15 protein-coding genes are annotated in these 18,518 nt (G+C 59.5%); 5 read left to right on the top strand and 10 right to left on the bottom strand.

Features of this window, described 5'->3' with window-relative positions:
* Positions 1 to 130: 130 nt before the first annotated feature.
* The 4 genes from FNT36_RS06965 to FNT36_RS06950 all read right to left on the bottom strand — a co-directional run bounded on the left by FNT36_RS06965 (position 131) and on the right by FNT36_RS06950 (position 5,647).
* Entirely contained in the window at positions 131 to 373 is a 243-nt protein-coding gene (locus tag FNT36_RS06965) for a MoaD/ThiS family protein (RefSeq protein WP_144845841.1), read from the bottom strand.
* Positions 374 to 400: 27 nt separating this feature from the next.
* Positions 401 to 1,420 (bottom strand): GTP 3',8-cyclase MoaA, encoded by a 1,020-nt coding sequence (gene moaA / locus FNT36_RS06960; protein WP_144845839.1) that lies wholly within the window; start codon positions 1,418 to 1,420, stop codon positions 401 to 403.
* 321 nt (positions 1,421 to 1,741) lie between these two features.
* Positions 1,742 to 2,830 (bottom strand): HesA/MoeB/ThiF family protein, encoded by a 1,089-nt coding sequence (gene moeB / locus FNT36_RS06955; protein ID WP_144845837.1) that lies wholly within the window; start codon positions 2,828 to 2,830, stop codon positions 1,742 to 1,744.
* 144 nt (positions 2,831 to 2,974) lie between these two features.
* Entirely contained in the window at positions 2,975 to 5,647 is a 2,673-nt protein-coding gene (locus tag FNT36_RS06950) for a TonB-dependent receptor (protein WP_233635741.1), read from the bottom strand.
* A 216-nt stretch (positions 5,648 to 5,863) separates the two neighbouring features.
* Between FNT36_RS06950 and FNT36_RS06945 the strand changes: the two genes are divergently transcribed.
* From FNT36_RS06945 to FNT36_RS06935, 3 genes are all read left to right on the top strand, one after another.
* Complete coding sequence (locus FNT36_RS06945; protein ID WP_144845833.1) at positions 5,864 to 6,832, top strand: helix-turn-helix transcriptional regulator; 969 nt, start codon at positions 5,864 to 5,866, stop codon at positions 6,830 to 6,832.
* Between the two features lie 90 nt (positions 6,833 to 6,922).
* Positions 6,923 to 7,345 carry a DUF1761 domain-containing protein gene (locus tag FNT36_RS06940; protein WP_144845831.1) on the top strand — a complete coding sequence of 141 codons (423 nt, stop codon included), beginning with the start codon at positions 6,923 to 6,925 and terminating at the stop codon, positions 7,343 to 7,345.
* Between the two features lie 17 nt (positions 7,346 to 7,362).
* Complete coding sequence (locus FNT36_RS06935) at positions 7,363 to 7,950, top strand: YdeI/OmpD-associated family protein (protein ID WP_144845829.1); 588 nt, start codon at positions 7,363 to 7,365, stop codon at positions 7,948 to 7,950.
* A gap of 270 nt (positions 7,951 to 8,220) precedes the next feature.
* Here FNT36_RS06935 and FNT36_RS06930 read toward each other — a convergent pair whose 3' ends face one another.
* The 3 genes from FNT36_RS06930 to FNT36_RS06920 all read right to left on the bottom strand — a co-directional run bounded on the left by FNT36_RS06930 (position 8,221) and on the right by FNT36_RS06920 (position 9,538).
* Complete coding sequence (locus tag FNT36_RS06930) at positions 8,221 to 8,580, bottom strand: winged helix-turn-helix domain-containing protein (protein ID WP_144845827.1); 360 nt, start codon at positions 8,578 to 8,580, stop codon at positions 8,221 to 8,223.
* A 77-nt stretch (positions 8,581 to 8,657) separates the two neighbouring features.
* On the bottom strand, positions 8,658 to 9,074 hold the full coding sequence (locus FNT36_RS06925) for a hypothetical protein (RefSeq protein ID WP_144845825.1): 417 nt from the start codon (positions 9,072 to 9,074) through the stop codon (positions 8,658 to 8,660).
* A 53-nt stretch (positions 9,075 to 9,127) separates the two neighbouring features.
* The gene (locus FNT36_RS06920) at positions 9,128 to 9,538 is read right to left on the bottom strand and encodes a hypothetical protein (protein WP_144845823.1); all 411 of its coding nucleotides are present in this window, start codon (positions 9,536 to 9,538) and stop codon (positions 9,128 to 9,130) included.
* Between the two features lie 166 nt (positions 9,539 to 9,704).
* Between FNT36_RS06920 and FNT36_RS06915 the strand changes: the two genes are divergently transcribed.
* Complete coding sequence (locus FNT36_RS06915; protein ID WP_144845821.1) at positions 9,705 to 10,739, top strand: hypothetical protein; 1,035 nt, start codon at positions 9,705 to 9,707, stop codon at positions 10,737 to 10,739.
* Positions 10,740 to 10,892: 153 nt separating this feature from the next.
* Here the strand turns inward: FNT36_RS06915 and FNT36_RS06910 are convergent, their stop codons facing one another.
* Both FNT36_RS06910 and FNT36_RS06905 read right to left on the bottom strand, forming a co-directional pair.
* A complete protein-coding gene (locus tag FNT36_RS06910; RefSeq protein ID WP_144845819.1) occupies positions 10,893 to 12,461 on the bottom strand; it encodes an OmpP1/FadL family transporter in 1,569 nt (522 codons plus the stop codon).
* A 90-nt stretch (positions 12,462 to 12,551) separates the two neighbouring features.
* Positions 12,552 to 14,000: a hypothetical protein gene (locus FNT36_RS06905; protein ID WP_144845817.1), complete on the bottom strand. Its 1,449-nt coding sequence runs from the start codon at positions 13,998 to 14,000 to the stop codon at positions 12,552 to 12,554.
* 261 nt (positions 14,001 to 14,261) lie between these two features.
* On the opposite strand from FNT36_RS06905, the gene proS reads away from it, so the two are divergent.
* Positions 14,262 to 15,737 (top strand): proline--tRNA ligase, encoded by a 1,476-nt coding sequence (gene proS / locus FNT36_RS06900; RefSeq protein WP_144845815.1) that lies wholly within the window; start codon positions 14,262 to 14,264, stop codon positions 15,735 to 15,737.
* An 88-nt stretch (positions 15,738 to 15,825) separates the two neighbouring features.
* Here proS and FNT36_RS06895 read toward each other — a convergent pair whose 3' ends face one another.
* Positions 15,826 to 18,390 (bottom strand): T9SS type A sorting domain-containing protein, encoded by a 2,565-nt coding sequence (locus tag FNT36_RS06895; protein WP_144845806.1) that lies wholly within the window; start codon positions 18,388 to 18,390, stop codon positions 15,826 to 15,828.
* Positions 18,391 to 18,518: the final 128 nt, after the last annotated feature.

The following is an 18,518-nucleotide window of genomic DNA, read 5'->3' as shown; positions in this document are numbered from 1 at the left end:
TAAAGTGTTAGTTGATAAGCAATAGCGCTTGTCATTGCGAGGAGGCACGACGAAGCAATCGCACCAGGACGAGCCCACCAGGTGCGATTGCTTCGTCATGCCTCCTCGCAATGACAGACGTTTTTAGTTCTTAACCCCCGCTTACGGGCGGAATCAGCGCGATTTCGTCGCGCTCATGCAGCACGACATCGTCGGCAGCGTACTCATTATTGACCGCTACGGCGAGGCTGCGCAAGCCCGCCAGCTCGGGGTAGGTGCGGCGCAAGTCGGCGAGCAGCCCAGCAGCCGATTGGCCAGCGGGTGCGTCGAGGGTCAGGGAGGACTGCCCTACTATCTCGCGGGCAATGCCAAAAAGGGCAATGTTAATATTCACGATAACAGGTTGATTGAAGCGATAATACTAGCCGCCTATCGTGGCCATGCTCTCAAAGTTGAGCTGGTGCACGGGACGCTGGCGCTCGGCCTCGAAGCCATTGGCCGCGCGGTGGTAAAACGCCTGACCTAGGGCCTCGGCAATCTCTTGGTCGGAGGAGCCGCCGCGCAGCAGGGCGCGCAGGTCGAGCACGCCTTGGTCGTAGAGGCAGGTTTTGATGCCACCCTCGGCCGTGAGGCGCAGGCGATTGCAGGTGCCGCAGAAGGTGCGCGAGTACGCCGCAATGATGCCAATGCGGCCTACGTGGCCGGCCACGGTGTACTCGTCGGCGGTGGCGCCGGCCCCAGCATAGGCGGGCACTAGCGGCCCTAGGTGGGCCTCCAGGTGCTGCCGAATGCGGCGGTGGTTCCAGGGCAGCGACTCGGGCGTGGCTACGTGGCTGCCGCCATTGAAGGGCATTTCCTCGATGAAGCGCACCTCCACCGGTAGCTCGCGGGTGAGCTCGGCTAGCGGCACTAGGTCCTGGATGTTGCGGTCGCTCATCACCACGGCGTTGATTTTGAGCTGAATACCGGCATCGAGCAGTGCATGAAACGTGCGCATGACCTGCGGCAGCTCGTCGCGCCGCGTGATGTCGAAGAAGCGCTGCCGGTCTAGGGTATCGAGGCTGAGGTTGACGGCCTTCACACCAATGCGGGCCATGGTGGGCACGTGCGGCGCGGTGAGTACACCATTGGTCGTCAGGCTGAGGTCGTTGATGCCAGGGATTGCGGCCAGGCGCTCCATGAAAGGCACTAGGTCGCGGCGCACAAAGGGCTCGCCACCGGTGAGGCGCACCTTGCGCACGCCCAGGCTGGTCATGATGCTGACCAGGCGTAGCATTTCCTCATAGCTAAGCAGCTCGTGCTTAGGCATGTACTTAATGCCCTCTTCGGGCATGCAGTAGAAGCACCGCAAGTTGCAGCGGTCGGTTACAGCTAGGCGCAGGTATTCCAGGGGCCGGCCGTGGGCGTCTAGTAACGGGGTGGGCGTGGAAAAACTACTCATGCGGAAACCTAAAGAAGCCTGGGATTGCCAGGCTATGTACTACCCTAAACGCTAAGTGGGGGTTTTCATTCATTTCAACCCAATACCGTTATATAAGGTTGGGAATAACGGGGGTGGATAGTTGTCAGTTGCGAGTACCTAGGTATCAAAGCTGCCTTATGAAATCGCAAAAAAATGCGTTTGTCATGCAGAGCGCAGCGAAGCATCTCGCGTGCTGCACTAACTTCAAAAACGTTAGGAATTACTGCAGCGAGCGAGATGCATCGCTACGCTCTGCATGACCTGATGAAGGCCATGCTAGAGAGTTTACTGACAGCTAACTCAATACTCTTCTATTCCACCGCTGAGGGTGCGCACGTTGTCGTAGCCTAGGCTTTGGAGCAGGGCCACGGCTTGGGCGCTACGCACGCCGCTCTGGCAGTACACCACTACCGGGCCCTGGCGCGGCACCTCGGTGGCGCGGTCGGCGAGCTGAGGCAGCGGCAGTAGCACGGCGCCCGGCAGGTGGCGGCGCTGGTACTCCAGCGGGTTGCGCACATCCAGCAGTAGCGGTGGCTCTGGCGCGGCTAGCAGCGCTCGTAGTTCGCTACTAGTGAGCAAGCTATTAGCCGGGGTAGGTGCACAACTGGCGTCGATATAATCGGCGGGGTTAGCCGTGTCGAGGTTGATGAGGCTCTGTACCGCGTCGCGCTTGAAGCGTAGCGTGCGGCTCTGAAAGCTCAGCGTATCGAGTATCCAGAGGCGGCCGCTGAGCACGTCGCCGAGCCCTAGGACTACTTTCAGTGCCTCGGTAGCCTGCACCGTGCCGATGAGGCCGGGCAGCACATTGAGCACGCCGGTGGTATTACAATCGGGCGCTTCGGCGGCGCTCGGCGGCTCGGGGAAGAGGCAGCGATAGGTAGGGCCGCCTTGGTAATTGAACACCGAAACTTGCCCCTCAAACTTGTAGATAGCGCCCGACACCAGCGGCTTGCCCAAACTCACGCAGGCATCGTTGAGCAGGTAGCGGGTCGGAAAATTGTCGGAGCCATCGACCACTACGTCGTAGGCACCTACTAGCTCGCGCACGTTGTCGGGGCTCACGCGCACGCGGTGCACTTCATACGCTACGAGGTCGTTGAGGCGACCTAGGGCACGGGCAGCGGCTTCTACTTTGGGCTGGCCCACGTCGGCGGGGCCGTACAAAATTTGGCGCGGCAGGTTGGTCAGCTCTACTTGGTCGGCGTCGGCCAGCCCTAGGGTACCCACGCCGGCCGCGGCTAGGTATTGCAGGATGGGGCAGCCTAGGCCACCGGCACCCACTACTAGCACCCGCGCCTGGCGCAGGCGTTCTTGGCCAGCCTCGCCAATTTCAGCGAGTTGGAGGTGGCGGCGGTAGCGCTGGCGCTCAGCAGGAGAGAAAGTAGACATAGTAAGCAATTTAAAATCGTTTGTCATTGCGAGCGCAGCGAAGCAATCGCACCAGAATGGCGCGGCTGAACAGGTGCGATTGCTTCGCTACGCTCGCAATGACAAACGGCTGTTATTGCTAAACTGTCTGCTTAAGCATTCAGTTTACAGCCCATAGGTCACGGTGAGGTAGTAGAGGCCGCCCACGCTGGGGCCTCCTAGGTAGCTCACATAGTATTGGTTGAGTACATTGCTGGCACCGAGCTTGAGGCGTACCTGGGGCGCGGCCGGCAGCTGGTAGCTCAACTGAGCATCGAGCGTGCTGTAGGCCGGCACGTCGCCATTGACCAGAAAGGTCTGCGAGTAGTAGCTGACTTGGTGGCGAAAATTCAAGCCGAAGCCGAAGTTGCGGTAGGCGTTTTCGTTGGCCAGGCTGACGTTGTATATCCAGCGTGGGGTGTTGAAGCCGTCTTCGAGGCCGTCGCCGTTTTCGGTGCGGTCGAGGCGGGTGTAGGTGGCGTTGGTGCCCAGCAAGTAGCCGCCGGCCAGGTTGTAGCGAAGGCCCGCCGAGCCGCCGTAGTTGTACACCTGGCTGCGCGAATTGGTCCAGAGGCGGTAGCGAGCTTGGGTGGCGCGGGTGTTGAGAGCGGTAGCCACGGCGTTCAGGCTGTTGTCGGCCGTAATGGGTAAGTAGTTGGCTTGCTGCGGGTCGCGCAGGGGTGAATTGGCGGCGTTGGCCGTGCCGATTGGCACGTAGGCCTCGACCTGGGCGATAAAGTCGCGGTACGAGTTGTAGTAGAAATCGACATCGACCAGCAGCCGGCCACCTTCCCCAAACGCCGCTTTGTAGCCCACTTCGAGCGACTTAATGTACTCGGGCTTCATGTAGGTGTAAGGGTTTTTCTGCAAGGTGCCCTGATTGGCCAGGATGGCGGCGGCCCGCTTTTGGGCAGTGGTTTGCGAAGAAGTGTTGGCGTTAACAGCAGCCGTTACTTGATTATTAAACGCGTCGATGCTAGCGCGGGTGTAGCTGTTCTCAAATACTCCATCGCTCATCACGCGCAGCCCGCCAATGCGCTTTACCTGGCCGCTGTTCACGTTTGAGAAGCCCTCAAACAAGCTCGGGAAGCGGTAGCCGCTCTGGTAGCTAAGGCGAAAGTTTTGGCGCTGCGTAGGCGAATACACAGCTGTGAAGCGCGGGTTAAACTTCACGTTGAAGTAGTCATTTTTATCAACGCGCAGCGTGGCCGTCAAGCGTATTTTCTCCTGAAAAAGCCGTCCTCCCGCCTGCACAAAGCCCCCGGTTTTAGAGTACGTCAGGTTATCACCTAGGGCGTCTTTACCCGGCTCTGGGTTCACGAAGTAGTTGCCATCGGGCACCACGAGGTAGGTGCGGTGGTCGGCGCCTGCCAGCAGGTCTAGCTTGTCCGTCAAGGATTTGCCGCTGCGGCGTAGGGCTTCCGCAATATTTACCTGGGTTTCGCCGTGCAGCAGTTTGGCTTGCACGCGCAGGGCAGCGCCCTGGTCCCAGTTGTTGATGTTTTGTAGCTGACTCAGGCGCTGATTGAAGGCCTCGGTGCCGGGCTGGAGGCGGCCGGCATCGGCGGCTTGGCGGGCGGTGGCATGGGCGGCTGCTACGCTGGCTCCGCCAGCGGTGGCGTTCCAGGCGCTAGTGTAGTCGGCGTTCCAGGTAGCATCGGGCTTGTAGCTGCGGTCGATGTTCTCGCCCATCGAGCGCAGGTTGTAGCTGTGGCCGGTGTTCTCCTGGGTGAGGTAGGCGCGGGCCTGCACCACGGGCGTCGTCAGGGTCAGGGCGTGCTGCTGCAAGTGGTAGTCTTGCAGCCGGAAGCGGTTTGAGCGCTGGTACACATTGTCGAAGCCCGCCACGCGGTAGGTATACGCCAGCTCCACGCCCGGCCGAAAGCGGTAGTGCAGCGCCGCATCGGCCTTGAGCGTCCGAATGTTATAGTCCACCAAGTCGCGCTCGTTGTAGCCGGTGCGGGCCACCGAATACTGCTTGCCGCCTAGGGTCAGCGTCGAGCGGTCCGACGACTCGTTGCCGTAGCTGCTCACCGGGTCGCGAGCCGGGTTGTCGGCCCCGAAGAGGCCCGTGGTGGCGTTGCCCTGGCCGTTGATGTCGGTCTGGTCGTTGGCTATCCAGTCGAAGGCCCGCAGATAAGTAGCATTCACCTTGAAAGCCAGCTTGTCGGCCAGCAGCACCTTGGCGTAGCGCACACTGGTTTCGGAGTAGCTAGTCGAAGAGCCGCCCTTCTCCCCAAACGTCTTCACGTTGGGGTCGTTGAGGTGATTCACGCCCGTTTGCTGGCGCACGCTCAGGCCCTCGTAAGTGAACGGGTTCTTGGTCGTGAAATTGGCCAGGCCATTAATGGCATTGAGGCCGTAGAGCGCGGCGGCCGTGCCGGGCACCACTTCTACATTCAGAATGTCGAGGTCGCTCGGCCCCAGCACGTTGCCGATGGGCCCGCCAATGTGGGGCGCCTGGTTGTCCACGCCATCCACGAGCTGAGCAAAGCGCACATTGGTCGTATTCGTGAAGCCCCGGGCGTTTATCACCTTAAACCCCAGGCTGGGCGTGATAACCTGCACGCCCTTCAGGTTCTCGATGGCATCGAAAAACGACGGCGCCGCCGACAGCCGAATGGCCCGCGGGTTGAGTTTCTCCACCGTCACCGGCGATTGCAAAAAGCTCTCCTCCACCCGCGAGGCCGACACCACCACCTCGTTGAGGTCGGTGTGCAGGGTGTCTTTGGGCACGGGCGGGCGGGGCACCCTAGGGCTCTGAGCGTAAGCCGCTGGCGCACTAACGGCTACAAACACCAGCGAAGTGGCAACTGCACCGAGCGCTAAAAGCCGATAGCGAACTGTAGAAAGTACCAATTTCAAAATAGGCTTCTTCGTTATATTTTGAAAGATATAACGGGGCATGCCGTTTTTTGTTTTGCCCTAGGTTGGCGTCGGTAGGGGGAGCTAACCTATCAGTAGTATGCTAAGCAATGACTTAGCATCGCGCTGCCGCCTAGGTGCCTTTTCCTTATGAATCGATTCGACCGCATCACGGCCATTCTTATTCAGCTGCAAGCCAAACGCGTGGTGAGTGGCCCGGCCCTAGCCGAGCGGTTTGGCGTGAGTTTGCGCACGATATACCGCGACTTGCGCACGCTAGAACTGGCCGGTGTGCCACTCTTCGGCGAGGCGGGCGTAGGCTACTCGCTGGCCGAGGGCTACCGGCTGCCGCCCGTGCTATTTACCCGCGAAGAGGCTACCGCCTTGCTCACGGCCGAAAAGCTGGCTGCCCGCCTCACCGATGCGCCCACGGCGCAGCTCACCGGCGCGGCCATGGACAAGCTGCGCGCCGTGCTGCGCCGCCCCGACCGCGACCACCTCGAAACCCTTGCGCCCCACATCCAGGTGCTCGGCCCCACCAGCCGGGCCGGCCACCCCGCCGATGCCCACCAACTGCTGCTTACGGCCGTAGCCACGCAGCGAGTAGTGCACCTGCGCTACCAGGCCGCGGCCGCCGAGGCGCCCAGCCAGCGCGACATCGAGCCTATCGGCCTGTACCTGAGCCAGCAGTGGCACGTGGTGGCCTACTGCCGGCTGCGACAGGCCTTTCGGGAGTTTCGCCTCGACCGCATCGAGCACCTGGCCCTAGGTGCAGAAGTGTTTGCGGCCCGCCCCGAAACCTTGCAGCACTACTGGGCCGCCCAGGCCGAGCGCGGGCGAGCCAAGGAAAAAGTCGTGCTGCGCTTCCAGCCCGCCGCTATGATGCCCGAGGCCGCGCGGCGCCTTCACGATACCAAGCGCCAGTATGGCTGGGCTCATGAGCAGCCGCTGCCCGATGGCAGCCTGGAAATGACCTTGTTTCTGGGTTCGCTGCCTTACCTAGCCGCCTGGCTGCTGCCCTACGCGGGGGCCGTGGCCGTAGTGGAGCCGCCCGCGCTGCGCACCCACCTAGGCGAGCTGGCGCAACGGGCGCACGATTTTTTTTGCACCTCAGACTAGGCTGCTGACACAGGGCTGTCAGTAGAGGCCAGGACTTTTGTAGGGTCAAGCAACAACGCTTTTGTTCAACCCTTCATTTTTCTTGATGCCATGTTTAACGTGCTAACTTCCATCAATTGGCTAAGTGTGCTGGTCGCTTTTGCGGCGTATTTTATGCTGGGTGCCCTGTGGTACATGGTGCTGTTTCCCAAGCCCTACCGGGCCTCACTAGGTAAAGAGCACGAGCCGGCCGCTGGTCAAAGCCAAGACCCGCTCTACATAGTGGGGCCGGCCGTGTGCGCGCTCCTCATCACCATTACCTGCGCCGTACTGCTCTACGCGCTCCATATCAATACCTATGGTCCCGCCCTAGGCTTTGCGCTGCTGGTGGGGGTAGGGTACCTGGTGAGCAATACAGTCAACATTGCCATCAACCCCAATATGCCGCGGCCGTTCTTCTATGGCCTCATCACCGGCAGCTACCACCTGGCGGGCATGGTGTTCGTCAATCTGATTTTGGTGGCTATGAAATAAACCGACTGTAGCCGGCCATGAAGCTCACCAGGCAACCTACAACCTTTTGCCCTAGTAGCCCGCAGCACTGGCGCGAGTGGCTGCAAGCGCACCATGCCACGGAGCAGGCCGTGTGGCTGATTTACTATAAGAAGGCTGCCAACCAGCCCAGCCTAACCTGGAGCCAGGCCGTGGACGAAGCACTGTGCTTTGGGTGGATAGATAGCCAGGCTAAGCCGCTAGATGGCGAGCGGTACCAGCAGTATTTCAGCCGCCGCAAGCCTACCAGCGGGTGGTCGAGGGTCAATAAAGACAAAGTAGCGCGCCTACTTGCCGAAGGCCGCATGACTCCATATGGCCTCGCTAGCATCGAAGTCGCTCAGCAAAACGGCTCGTGGTCGCTGCTCGATGAGGCCACTGCCCTAGTGCTGCCTGCCGACTTAGCGCTAGCTCTAGAAAGCGTACCGGCCGCCCATCGCTACTTTCTGAGCCTGAGCAAATCAGTGCGGCAAAACGTGCTGCAATGGGTAGCTCTTGCCAAGCGGCCCGCTACGCGCCAGCAGCGCATAGCCGAGATAGTGGAGTCAGCTGCCCAGCAACTCAGGCCCAAGCCATTTCGTCGGTAGCAAAAGATGCCCCTAGGTACTCCTTATCTACTGATGGCGCGAGGCTGCGCCCGTGCCGACTACTTCGTTGGCCAGAGGAACTCTTAAAATAAGAGACTTGGTCAACTAATTTTTATTAAAAACGGGTCATGCAGAGCGTAACGAAGCATCTCGCGTGGTTACGTCTGCAAGCGTTGAAGATTACTGCGCCACGCGAGATGCTTCGCTACGCTCTGCATGACCCGTTTTTAAGTTTCTGTTTCTTCAGGAGACAGGTATAGTTTCCAGGCGCTACTGGTACAGCCGAGCCGTTTCGTCGGCCAGAAACTGCGCAAACCGAGCTTGCATGGCCTGAAACTCGGCCACCGCCTGAGCGCCGGCTTCGGTAAGGGCCGCCCCGCCGCCATGAGCACCGCCGGCCTGGGTGCCCACCAGCGGCTGCCGGGCTTGAGCATTCATAGAGCTTACTAGGTCCCAGGCTTTTTTATACGACATGCCCATCTCCTTGGCCGCCCGCGAGATAGAGCCCGTGGCCGCGATACGCTCGAGTAGTTCGAGCCGCCCAATGCCTAGAAAGCGGTCGGCCGGGCCTTCTATCCAGAGGCGGCCATTGGCGCGGAACGATTGGTTTTCGGCAAAAAGCTCGTGCATGAAGTAAAAGTCAGCAGTAAATCAGCAGGCGCAAAGCGAACCAATAAATGAAATGCCTTCCTACAACGCCGAGGCGCCTAAGTCGGTTGTTGTAGTAGCCACGCTACGGCATCAGCCTCGGTATCGAAGGAGCGGTAGCGCAGCGGCAGGCCACTCACATTGGTAGTAATGTAGGCCGTGGCTAGGCGCGTATAGGTATCGGTCGATAACACAACGGCTCCCGCCCGGTAGCCTGCTTCGCGCACGGCCTGGGGCAGCCATATTTGCGTTATCCACTGCTGCTCGGCCGGCGAAAAGGGCTTCATCGCCACCTGGTTTACCAAGATGCGACTCCAGCCACGCTTTTGTAGCAGCAGCGCCATATTGGTAAATAAGGCTTGCGTATCGGCCAAGGTACGCGGCTGAGCGGTCCAGTGCGCCCGCAAAAACCGAGCAGGGTCGGCGGCTAGCTGGCCGGCAGTATTTGCAAAAAGAAGGGTTGACTCGGCCGGCATGAAGGCCAAAGATAGTGGCTCGCCGCAGGGTACCCTAATCTCCTAGGTGCCGGCTAGCCCACTCGCTGGAGCCAAGCGATGGCCTGCGCCGTGTCGTCGAAGGAGCGGTAGCGCAATGGCAGGCCGCCTACATTGGTCGTGATGTAGGCCGTGGCCAGGCGCGCGTAGGTATCGGTAGACACCACAATAGCTCCGAAGCGGTAGCCACCCTCGTGCACGGCGCGCGGTAGCCACTCCTGTATCCAGGCTTGCTCGGCGGGCGAGAACGACTGCATCAACGTCTGGTTGGCCAGTACTTTGGCCCAGCCACGCTGCTGTAAAGTCTGAGCCATGGTGGTGAGCAGGCCCTGGGTATCGGCCAGGGTGCGGGCAGCCCCGGACCAGTCCATGCGTAAAAATCCGGCAGGGTCGGCCGTGAGCTGGCCGGCGGTGTTCTTAAATAAAGCGGGCAAGGCAGCTGTCATTGAAGCACAAAAGTAACCTAGGGGCGTGAGAGCCGGCTGAAGATGCGCGGGCGGCTTGCCGAGGCCAGCCGCTACTACCTAGGTGGTGGAAATAAGTAGGCGGTGCTGGGCGTTGGGCAAGGGTGAACGCCGAGGCATCCGCGCCCGGTTGCCGACCTTTGTTAGTATGATGCGCCTTCTGTTGCTGTTTTTTGGTCTGGCCCTGCTGGCGGCCTGCACCGATGTGTCCGAAAAAAATGCCCAGCGACTCGATTTTATTGGTAGCACCCGCTTCACGGCGAGCAATAAAACGACTACGGTGCCCGGCGATACGCTGGCCAGCCGCATCTATGCAGAGGCCAACCCCGACGACCCCAGCCAGCTCCTAACCCGCCTGCGTATTACTGTGCGGTACACGCCGCGCCGCAATCCGTTTCTGTACCCTACGCCGGTGAGCTCCCTCAACCGCGATTCTATCAACAAAAATCCCGATGGAGGCTTCATCTACCTCGATACGCTGCTGAGTGCCAATCCGGCCACTTCTAAAAGCTTGTTGTTTACGTCGGTGTTTGGGGTGCGCACCACTACCGGCTCCGAACGCTGGGAATACGAGCTGCTTTCGCCCGATACGGTGGTGCTAGCCAGCCGTGCTTTCTTAGTGAGCATGCGCCGCCCCGACTCGCTCAACACTTACCACGACTACGTTCTGAAGCTAGTATCGCCAGCCAACCGGCCCGGGGCCCGGCGCTTTTTGCACTTGCGAGCCGGCCTAGCCCTGCCCGCTTATACAGTGCTAAACACAACTACCAGCCGCCCCGCCAGCCAAGCTGCTTTACAAAAGCTGACCGACCTCATCTTGCTGCCCGATGGCCTGACGCTGGTAACGCCCGACGCGCCGGCATCTGGTATTTTTAAGCTTGACGCCCAGCGCTGGCCGGCGGTCAACCGCCGCGCCACGCGCATCTACCTCACCACCCAAACGGACACCACGTTTGGTGCCCTGTTCACCAATCAGGCTATCCAAGCAGCCTTCACTGCCGCTTCTTCAGGCGCTGCCACCGACGGCCGAGTCATCGGCCCGGTGCGAGCAGGCCAGGTGTATGCCTTTCGCACCGCCGATACTACGCCGCGCTACGGTGTACTGCTAGTTGTGAGTGTGCCCGTTTCTACCTCTACTACCACCACCACGGGCTTGCGACTGCAAGTGCGCATGGCTAAGTAGCCAGCGCCTATTACTGCGGCCAGCACGTGGTTCGCCCTAGGTTTCCCACGTGGCTAGAGCTTCAGCTTATATCTGTTTGGCATCGCTACAGAAAGAAGGCCCGCCGAGCAAAATGCTCGGCGGGCCTTCTTTCTGTAGCGATGCTGCCTAAGGCTAGAACGTGAATCCTGCCGTGAGGGTAGTGGTGAAGCGGTCGTTTTTAACCTGCACCGTAGGCTGGCTAGCGCTATTGCTGAGCTCGTAGGGTGAGTAGTAGGTATTGTAGCGACTATACACGCCGGCTGCGTCTAGGAAGAAGTTGCCAGTGCGTAATCCAAGGCCCGCGGTATAATTGTTCTGAGCAAGGTTAGTGGCGCTCTGATTCAGCACCGTAGTAGCCGTGTAGGGCGAGCCGTAGCGGGCATAGCCTAGGCGCACTCGGAAGATGTCAAGCCGTGCCTCACCGCCAAAGCGCAGGTTCACAGCCTTGGCATAGTTCTGCTGGATGTAAGCATTCGTGTCCGAGAAGTCGGCGTTGTCGCCTAGGGTGCTGCTGGGATTACTATCGAGGCGTGCCTGCTGGTAGCCCACATATTCTATATCGCCGGTCAAAAAGCCATACTTACCAATCGTGACGGCCACCCCACCATTGGCCCGGAAGGGCGTGGTAATGTTGTAGGCGTACTGATTGGTACCAGTGCTGGGGGAATAGTTCTCAGATGGGTTGCTAGGAGAGTTAAAATTGGTGGTGAGCGACTGGCTGTATGTGTCGGTCATGCGCATCCAGGTGGGCGTTTGTACCGAAGCCCCAATGCGCACGGCGTCCACAACGCGATAAATCAGCCCTAGGCGCGCATTGAAGCCGGTGCCGCTAGTTTGCACATCATCGTAGAGAGCGAGGTTGACAAACGGCGTACTCTGGTCACTTTCCGACTCCGTCAGGGTGCGCCGCGAGTGAAAATTCGACGTTACGATGCCCAGCCCCAAACCGATGTAAAGCTTGTCGCGATACGAGCCGCCGTAGGCCAAGTCAAACTGTGACATTGAGCCTGTAGTCTGGATACGCTCGCCCTGCACAATGTCACCCCGCCGTGTCTGCGTCAGCAGCGTATCCTGGCCGCGTTTCCCTGTATCTACCTCCGTGAGAAATGCGCCGTAACCTAGGCCATCGAGGGTAGTATACCCATTTTTGTACTGGTCTTCAATGCTGCCGTTGTTAGTACCCGTGAGGGGCACGCGGTACTCACGCAGGCGCTGTAGCAGCGATGTATTGTCGTTGACGGTACCTGAGTAATTAGAGCCCCCGTTGAAATCAGCGATGCGCGTGAAGCCAATGGCAAACGCCCCGCCCTTCCAAGCGCTATCGTCATTGCCGTAGCCTAGGCGGCTGCGACGCGACGAAAACACGGCACCCCCGCTGAAGTTGAAGTTGTTAGCATTTTGGCTAAGTGGCCCGGCAGGCTTGGTGCTGTTGAGCAGCGTTCCTTCGCCCTGCCCAATGCTGAAGCCGGGCGTAATCTGAATCTCAGACTTTTGGTATAAACCTAGGCCGGCGGGGTTCGAGCTCACGCTGCCGTAATCAGCCCCAAGGGCCACGTTGGCCCCACCGATACCTAGGGTGCGGGCTGAGCCCCCAAATTGGAGCCGAGAGTAGCGCAACGCGTCGTCAGCGTTCTGGCCATAGCTGTAGCTGGCCTGCCCAAGCGCCAGAGGCAGGCTAAGCCAGAGAATCCGTTTTTTCATAGGAAAAAGGAGAGAAAAAAAGGAGCCGGCCGTGGGGCCGGCTCCCTGCGAAACACGTTTCAGCAAAAAGAAAAGCCAGATGCAAGCGGCCTAGCGGCCGCGGCGGCCACCGCCACCCCCGCCAAAGCCGCCGGCAGCACCCCCGCCCCCACCGCCTCCGCCAAACGACGGGGCTGGCGAAGGAGCAGGCTGGAAGCTACGCTGCTCCATGCGCTGCTGCTGGAAGCCGCGGTCGGGCTGCGAGTAAGCACGCTGCTGCTGCTGTGGTTGTGAGAAGGCGCGTTGCTGTGGCTGCGAGAAGCCGTTTTGAGCACCGTTGTTGCCGCCTCCATTGGGCTGGGCACCAAATACATCGCGGAAGAAACCACCGCGGCGCGGCTGCGGAGCACCAGGGTTATTAGCAGCTGCATCGGTGCGCGGCTGGTTGTAGCCACCGTTGGTGCCTGCATCCATCGAGCGCCAGCCGCCGCGGTTGCCAGCGTTCGGCGAGTTGGGGTTCACGGTAGGCTGGTCGAAACGACGGCCACCCGTGGTGGGCTGGGCCCCCGTAATGGCCGTGGGGTCGTTGCCAGTAAGCTGGCCAGGGGCCGGAGCGGCGGCATTGCCAAAGCCCGAAGCAGCGCCGCCTACCACGCGGCGGCCTCCAATCACACCCGACGAGCCAGGCGCCCCACCAGGGTTACCAGGATAACCTGCGTTGCCAGGGTTCATGCCTCTTGATGCGCCTACCGCATTAACGGCCCGGCCATCGCGCCGACCTACTCGAATAGCATCGCGGTCGTAGCCATTGGGATAGCCACCATTCACGATGGCATTTTTGTAAACGTAGCGACGGGCTCCGCCGTAACCACCCTCATAGTAGTTGCCACCATAGTAGCCACCGCCCCCGTAGGGGTACCGGCCATAAGCATAGTAGGGCGAGTAGCCGTAGCCGAACGGCGAGCCAAAACCATAGGGATAGCCAAACCCACCGAAGCCGTAGCCAAACCCGAGGCTGAAGCCCGAACCATAGCCATAGCCGAAGGGCGAGAAGAAGGGGTCATAAAACCCAGCGTAACCCGGATAGCCTAAGCCATAACCGAAGGGGCTGTAGCCGCCAAAGCCACCTAGGCCATAGCCGAAGCTCAAGCCAGTGCCGTAGCCAAAGGGCGAGCCGTAGAACGACGGCGACACCGACCAATTGGGCGTGTAGTTGTAGCTGCTTACGCCAGGCCCAGTGTAGGGCTGACCAAAGCCACTAGGCGATGCCGAAGTGTAGCTATCGTCGTAGTAATCAGTACCAGCATCCGTACCCTGCGTGCCACCCTGGTAGTCGGGGTTAGCATCTTCAGTGGTTTGGGTGGTCTGGGTTTGCGCACGAGCCGTCTCGTAGCCATAGCCATTCGACTGGTTAGTGGCATACGGCGTCACGGTTGTGCGGTCGGCCGAGGAGTAATACACCCCGTCGTCCTCCGTGGAGGAGATAGCCCCTGTGGTGGCGCAGCCACCAAGTGCGAGCGCAGCCAGGGCCGGCAGCGTAGCGGTGAGTATTTTTTTCATGGCTGAAAAAAGGCGAAATCAGCTTGCAGCTGAGTGGGATAGTAAAAAAATGTCGCGCGTATGGAAGCTACGTGAAGCCTTGCTAACGGAGCCCGGCCGAACAAGATACAGTACCAACGAAGATTCCGCCCCAGCGCACGTTACTATAACGTAATTTCGCCCCAAAACGGTGCCTTTATTTCGAAGTTACTGACACAAAACCTGTACCAGTTTCGATCTAGCAGTTGCCTAGGTCGACCAGCTGGTCGCTAGATGCCCGATATGAGCAAGAAGTTGCCTACCCGCCAGGAAGATTATTCGGCCTGGTACAACGAACTGGTGAAGCGCGCCGGCCTAGCCGAAAACTCTGCCGTGCGCGGCTGCATGGTCATCAAGCCCTACGGCTACGCCATCTGGGAAAAAATGCAGCGCACCCTGGACGACATGTTCAAGCGCACCGGCCACGAAAATGCCTACTTCCCGCTGTTTGTGCCCAAGAGCCTGTTTGAGGCTGAGGAAAAGAACGCCGAAGGTTTCGCCAAAGAGTGCGCCGTGGTAACGCATTACCGCCTCCAAAACGACCCTGATAAGCCGGGCAAGCTGCGCGTAGACCCCAACGCCAAGCTCGAAGAAGAGCTGATTGTGCGCCCCACTTCGGAGGCCATCATCTGGAGCACTTACAAAAACTGGATTCAGAGCTACCGTGACCTGCCGCTGCTCATCAACCAGTGGGCCAACGTAGTGCGCTGGGAAATGCGCACGCGCTTGTTCCTGCGCACCGCCGAGTTTTTGTGGCAGGAGGGGCACACTGCCCACGCCACTGCGACCGAGGCCGTAGCCGAAACCCGCCAGATGCTCGACGTGTACGCCGAGTTTGCCGAAGAGCACATTGCCCTGCCCGTGGTGAAGGGCGTGAAGACGCCCAACGAGCGCTTTGCCGGCGCCGAAGACACCTATTGCATCGAGGCCCTAATGCAAGATGGCAAAGCCCTGCAAGCTGGCACCAGCCACTTCCTAGGTCAGAATTTTGCCAAAGCTTTCGACGTACAGTTTGCCAACAAAGAAGGTGGCTTGGAGCACGTGTGGGGCACCAGCTGGGGCGTGAGCACCCGCCTAATGGGCGCGCTCATTATGGCCCACTCCGACGATGAGGGCCTGGTGCTGCCGCCCAAGCTGGCGCCAATTCAAGTCGTCATTATCCCGATTTACAAAACCGGTGAGCTCGACGCGCTCATCGAGCGCATCCGGCCCATTCAGCAGGGCCTGGCGCAGCGCGGCATTTCGGTAAAGCTGGATGCTCGCGACACTGAGCGCCCGGGCTTCAAGTTCGCCGAGTGGGAGATGAAAGGCGTGCCTGTACGCCTGGCCATTGGCGCCCGCGACCTCGATGCCGGCACCGTGGAAGCGGCCCGCCGTGACACCAAGCAGAAGCTGCAACTGCCCCTGGCCGACGTAGTAGATAGCGTAGATAAGCTGCTGAATGACATTCAGCTCAATATCTACACCAAAGCCAAAAGCTACCGCGATGCCCATACCACCCGCGTCGACACCTACGACGAGTTTAAGGCGGTGCTCGACGGCGAAGGTGGCTTCGTAGTGGCCCACTACGACGGCACTTCCGAAACCGAGGAGCTCATCAAGGAGCAAACCAAAGCCACCGTGCGCTGCCTCCCCCTCAACGAACCCGACGAGGACGGCGTTTGCATCGTGACCGGCAAGCCGAGCACCCGCCGCGCCTGGTTTGCGCGGGCGTACTAGGCTCCTAGGTTGATAAGTTACCCATTAAAAAGGCCCCCTGTATGATTACAGAGGGCCTTTCTATTTTGGGCTTAGCAAACGCTGTAATTTAGTCTAGCACTACCGAACGGGTAGCTGAGCCATCGGCGTATTCTATACGCAGCACATAGACGCCGCGCGGCAGTGTCGCAACAGGCAGCGTTAGCTCGGTTTGCAAAGCTGCTTGGGTAAGCATCGTTTTGCCTAGTAAATTGAGTAGTACCACGCGCTGTGGGGAAGAGGCGCTTGCTAAAGACAGATGCAATACATCATGGGCCGGTACTGGCCACGCCTCCAACTGGGCACTGCTGCGCTGGCCCGCAGGAACGGTAACCAGCAGAGTAGGTGCTAGTAACCGAACTAACCCTGTGGCAGCCTGGCCACCGGCCTCCGTAAAGTCGCCGCCAACAAGGGTAGCACCGTCGGGCTGAATAACTACACTACTTACTGAAGCGGCAGAGCTTGAAATAAATGTAGTAGAAAAGGAAGTATCGAGCTGGCCATTGCTTTCTAATCGTGCTAGTGCGATGGTAGCGGGCGCAGACTGGCTGCGCATACGGCCGCCTACCAGCAGCCGGCCATCGGCCTGCACTGCTACGCTACTTACCCCTGGTGTAGACTCCGCAGGGCCCGGAATAGCTTGAAATGGCGCGGCAAAATCAGCTACGGGAGCGCCGGTTGCCGATATGCGCGATAGTACCTGAGTAGTCCGGTTTATCTCGTACACACCGCTGGTGACGTAGCCACGCAGCGCAGGCGCATCAAAAATGCCAGCTAGGCCAATTTCGTATGAAGGTGGAAGCGGCGAATAAGTAAATGCGGCGTCAGGTGACCCGCTGGCGAGCAATCGCTGAACGGTTTGCTGATACTGATAGCTTGGAGTCTGCGCAGCTGGTCCCACACTCATAATAGCTCCGTCGGCTTGCACGAACCCGCTGTAAACAACTGGCTGATTACGGGGCGGTGAGAAAGAGTTGTCGACGCTGCCCGTGGCTGTGAGGCGGGTTAGATTGGCCTTGCCCGTGGCATCCACAAAGCTGCCTCCCACCAGGATGAGCCCATTGCTTTGCTCAGCGAGTAGTCGAATGCCGCTCAAAAAGTTGGCGGGTATAGCTAGGGTCGGTGCAAAGCTGGCATCGGGCGTGCCATCGAGGGCGAGCCGCACAAAGAAGGGTTGAGTACTAACTGCGCTATTGCTAGTGAGCGTAGAACCTGCCAATAGTACTTGCCCGTTAGCCTGCACAGCGGCAGCCTTAAGCGAGAGCGTGGCGCTGGCGGGCTGCCGCCACGAAAAGGTTATATCCGGCTGCCCGGTGGGTAGCAGGCGTGCTATGCAGTCAGTGAAGTGACCATCAATGGTATTGAAGCTGCCAGTGAGTAGAATATTACCATTGGCTTGGCGTAGTATTTTCTGCACGGAGCCTGGCATTTGCAGTAGGGGCGCAAAACCAGTGTCGACTGCGCCTGAGGGCTGAAGCAGCGCTAGTGTGCGGCGCTGACCCGAAAAATTGTGAAAGCCGCCCCACGTCAATAGAGAACCATTGGCCTGGCTGCGAATATCGGTTATCGTCATGTCGGGCCCGCTACCCAGTTGAAAAGCAGGGTCTAAAGCCCCGCTGGGCAGCAGGCGCACGAGCTGGTCGCGTAGGGGGTAGTTGGTTGTTGTGCCATTAGCGCTGAATGCGTAAGTAGCGAACAGCGCCACGATTTGGCCGCCAGGCTGCACCACCAAGCGCGAGCAGCTGCGGGGCAGCAAGCTAGCATCGAGCGTAAAAGTCGGGTCAAGGGCGCCGCTTGGAAGCAGTCGAAAAACGGCCTGCTTGCGGCCACCTATTACGTTGAGCGCTTCGCCGCCCACTAGCAGCGCTCCATTGGCATCGAGGGCAATGGTATTGATGTATAGTCGCGCATTGGTATAAGCCGCGGGCTGATAGCTCGCATCGGTGCTGCCATCGCTATTGAGGCGCGCAATAAAGGGGGTGGAATTACCATTGACCTGTAGCACATCGCCCCCCAACACTATTTTGCCATCGGGTTGTAATAGCATCTTCGTGTCTTGGGAGCCCGTTCGTACCGTCACCGCAAAGCTGGGGTCGCGCGAACCGTCGCTTAATAAGCGGTAGACCTCAGCATTGCTGCTGCTGAAGTAGCCTAGGAGCAGGATGCGTCCATCGGGCTGCACTAAGGCTTGCACGACACTCGGGTAGGCGTAGGACCCCGGAAAGGTGAGCGTGAGCGTAGGGTCGAGTGTGCCATCGGCATTGAGCCGAAACAGGTAGCGGCGCTGCACAGCCCCCGCCTGATAGTTGCCTATCACCAGTAGTTGGCCGTTGGCCATGGGATATACTTGCCGGGCCTGCACGACAGCACCACTCAAGTTTTGGCGAAAGGTTTGGTCTACTGCGCCCGCAGCAGTTAGGCGAACCAATACATTGCTGGCTTGGCCATTAGTACGCGTGAAGGAGCCAGCCACTATGTACTGACCATCGGGCTGCTGGGCGGCATCAGCTACGGGTGCTCGCTGGTAGATTTCCGGAATATGAAAAGCGGGGTCCAGTGTTTGGGCGGGCACGAGGTGCGGCAGCCCCACTAACCCTACCAGTAGAAAGAGTACGTAGCGTAACGAAGCGCGCATGGCAAATAGAGGTTAGGAAGTGGATAAGCTTGTTGTAGGTCAGAGTAGGGCGAGCTCGCTGTAAATGTCAGAATTGCTAAGCTACGAAAGAAGAATGCTTGATTAAAAGCAAGTTAGGTGTATCCTAT

This window comes from Hymenobacter setariae, from assembly GCF_007713685.1.
GTDB classification, from domain to species: Bacteria; Bacteroidota; Bacteroidia; order Cytophagales; family Hymenobacteraceae; genus Hymenobacter; species Hymenobacter setariae.
This window is presented reverse-complemented; position numbering and strand designations above follow the sequence as displayed.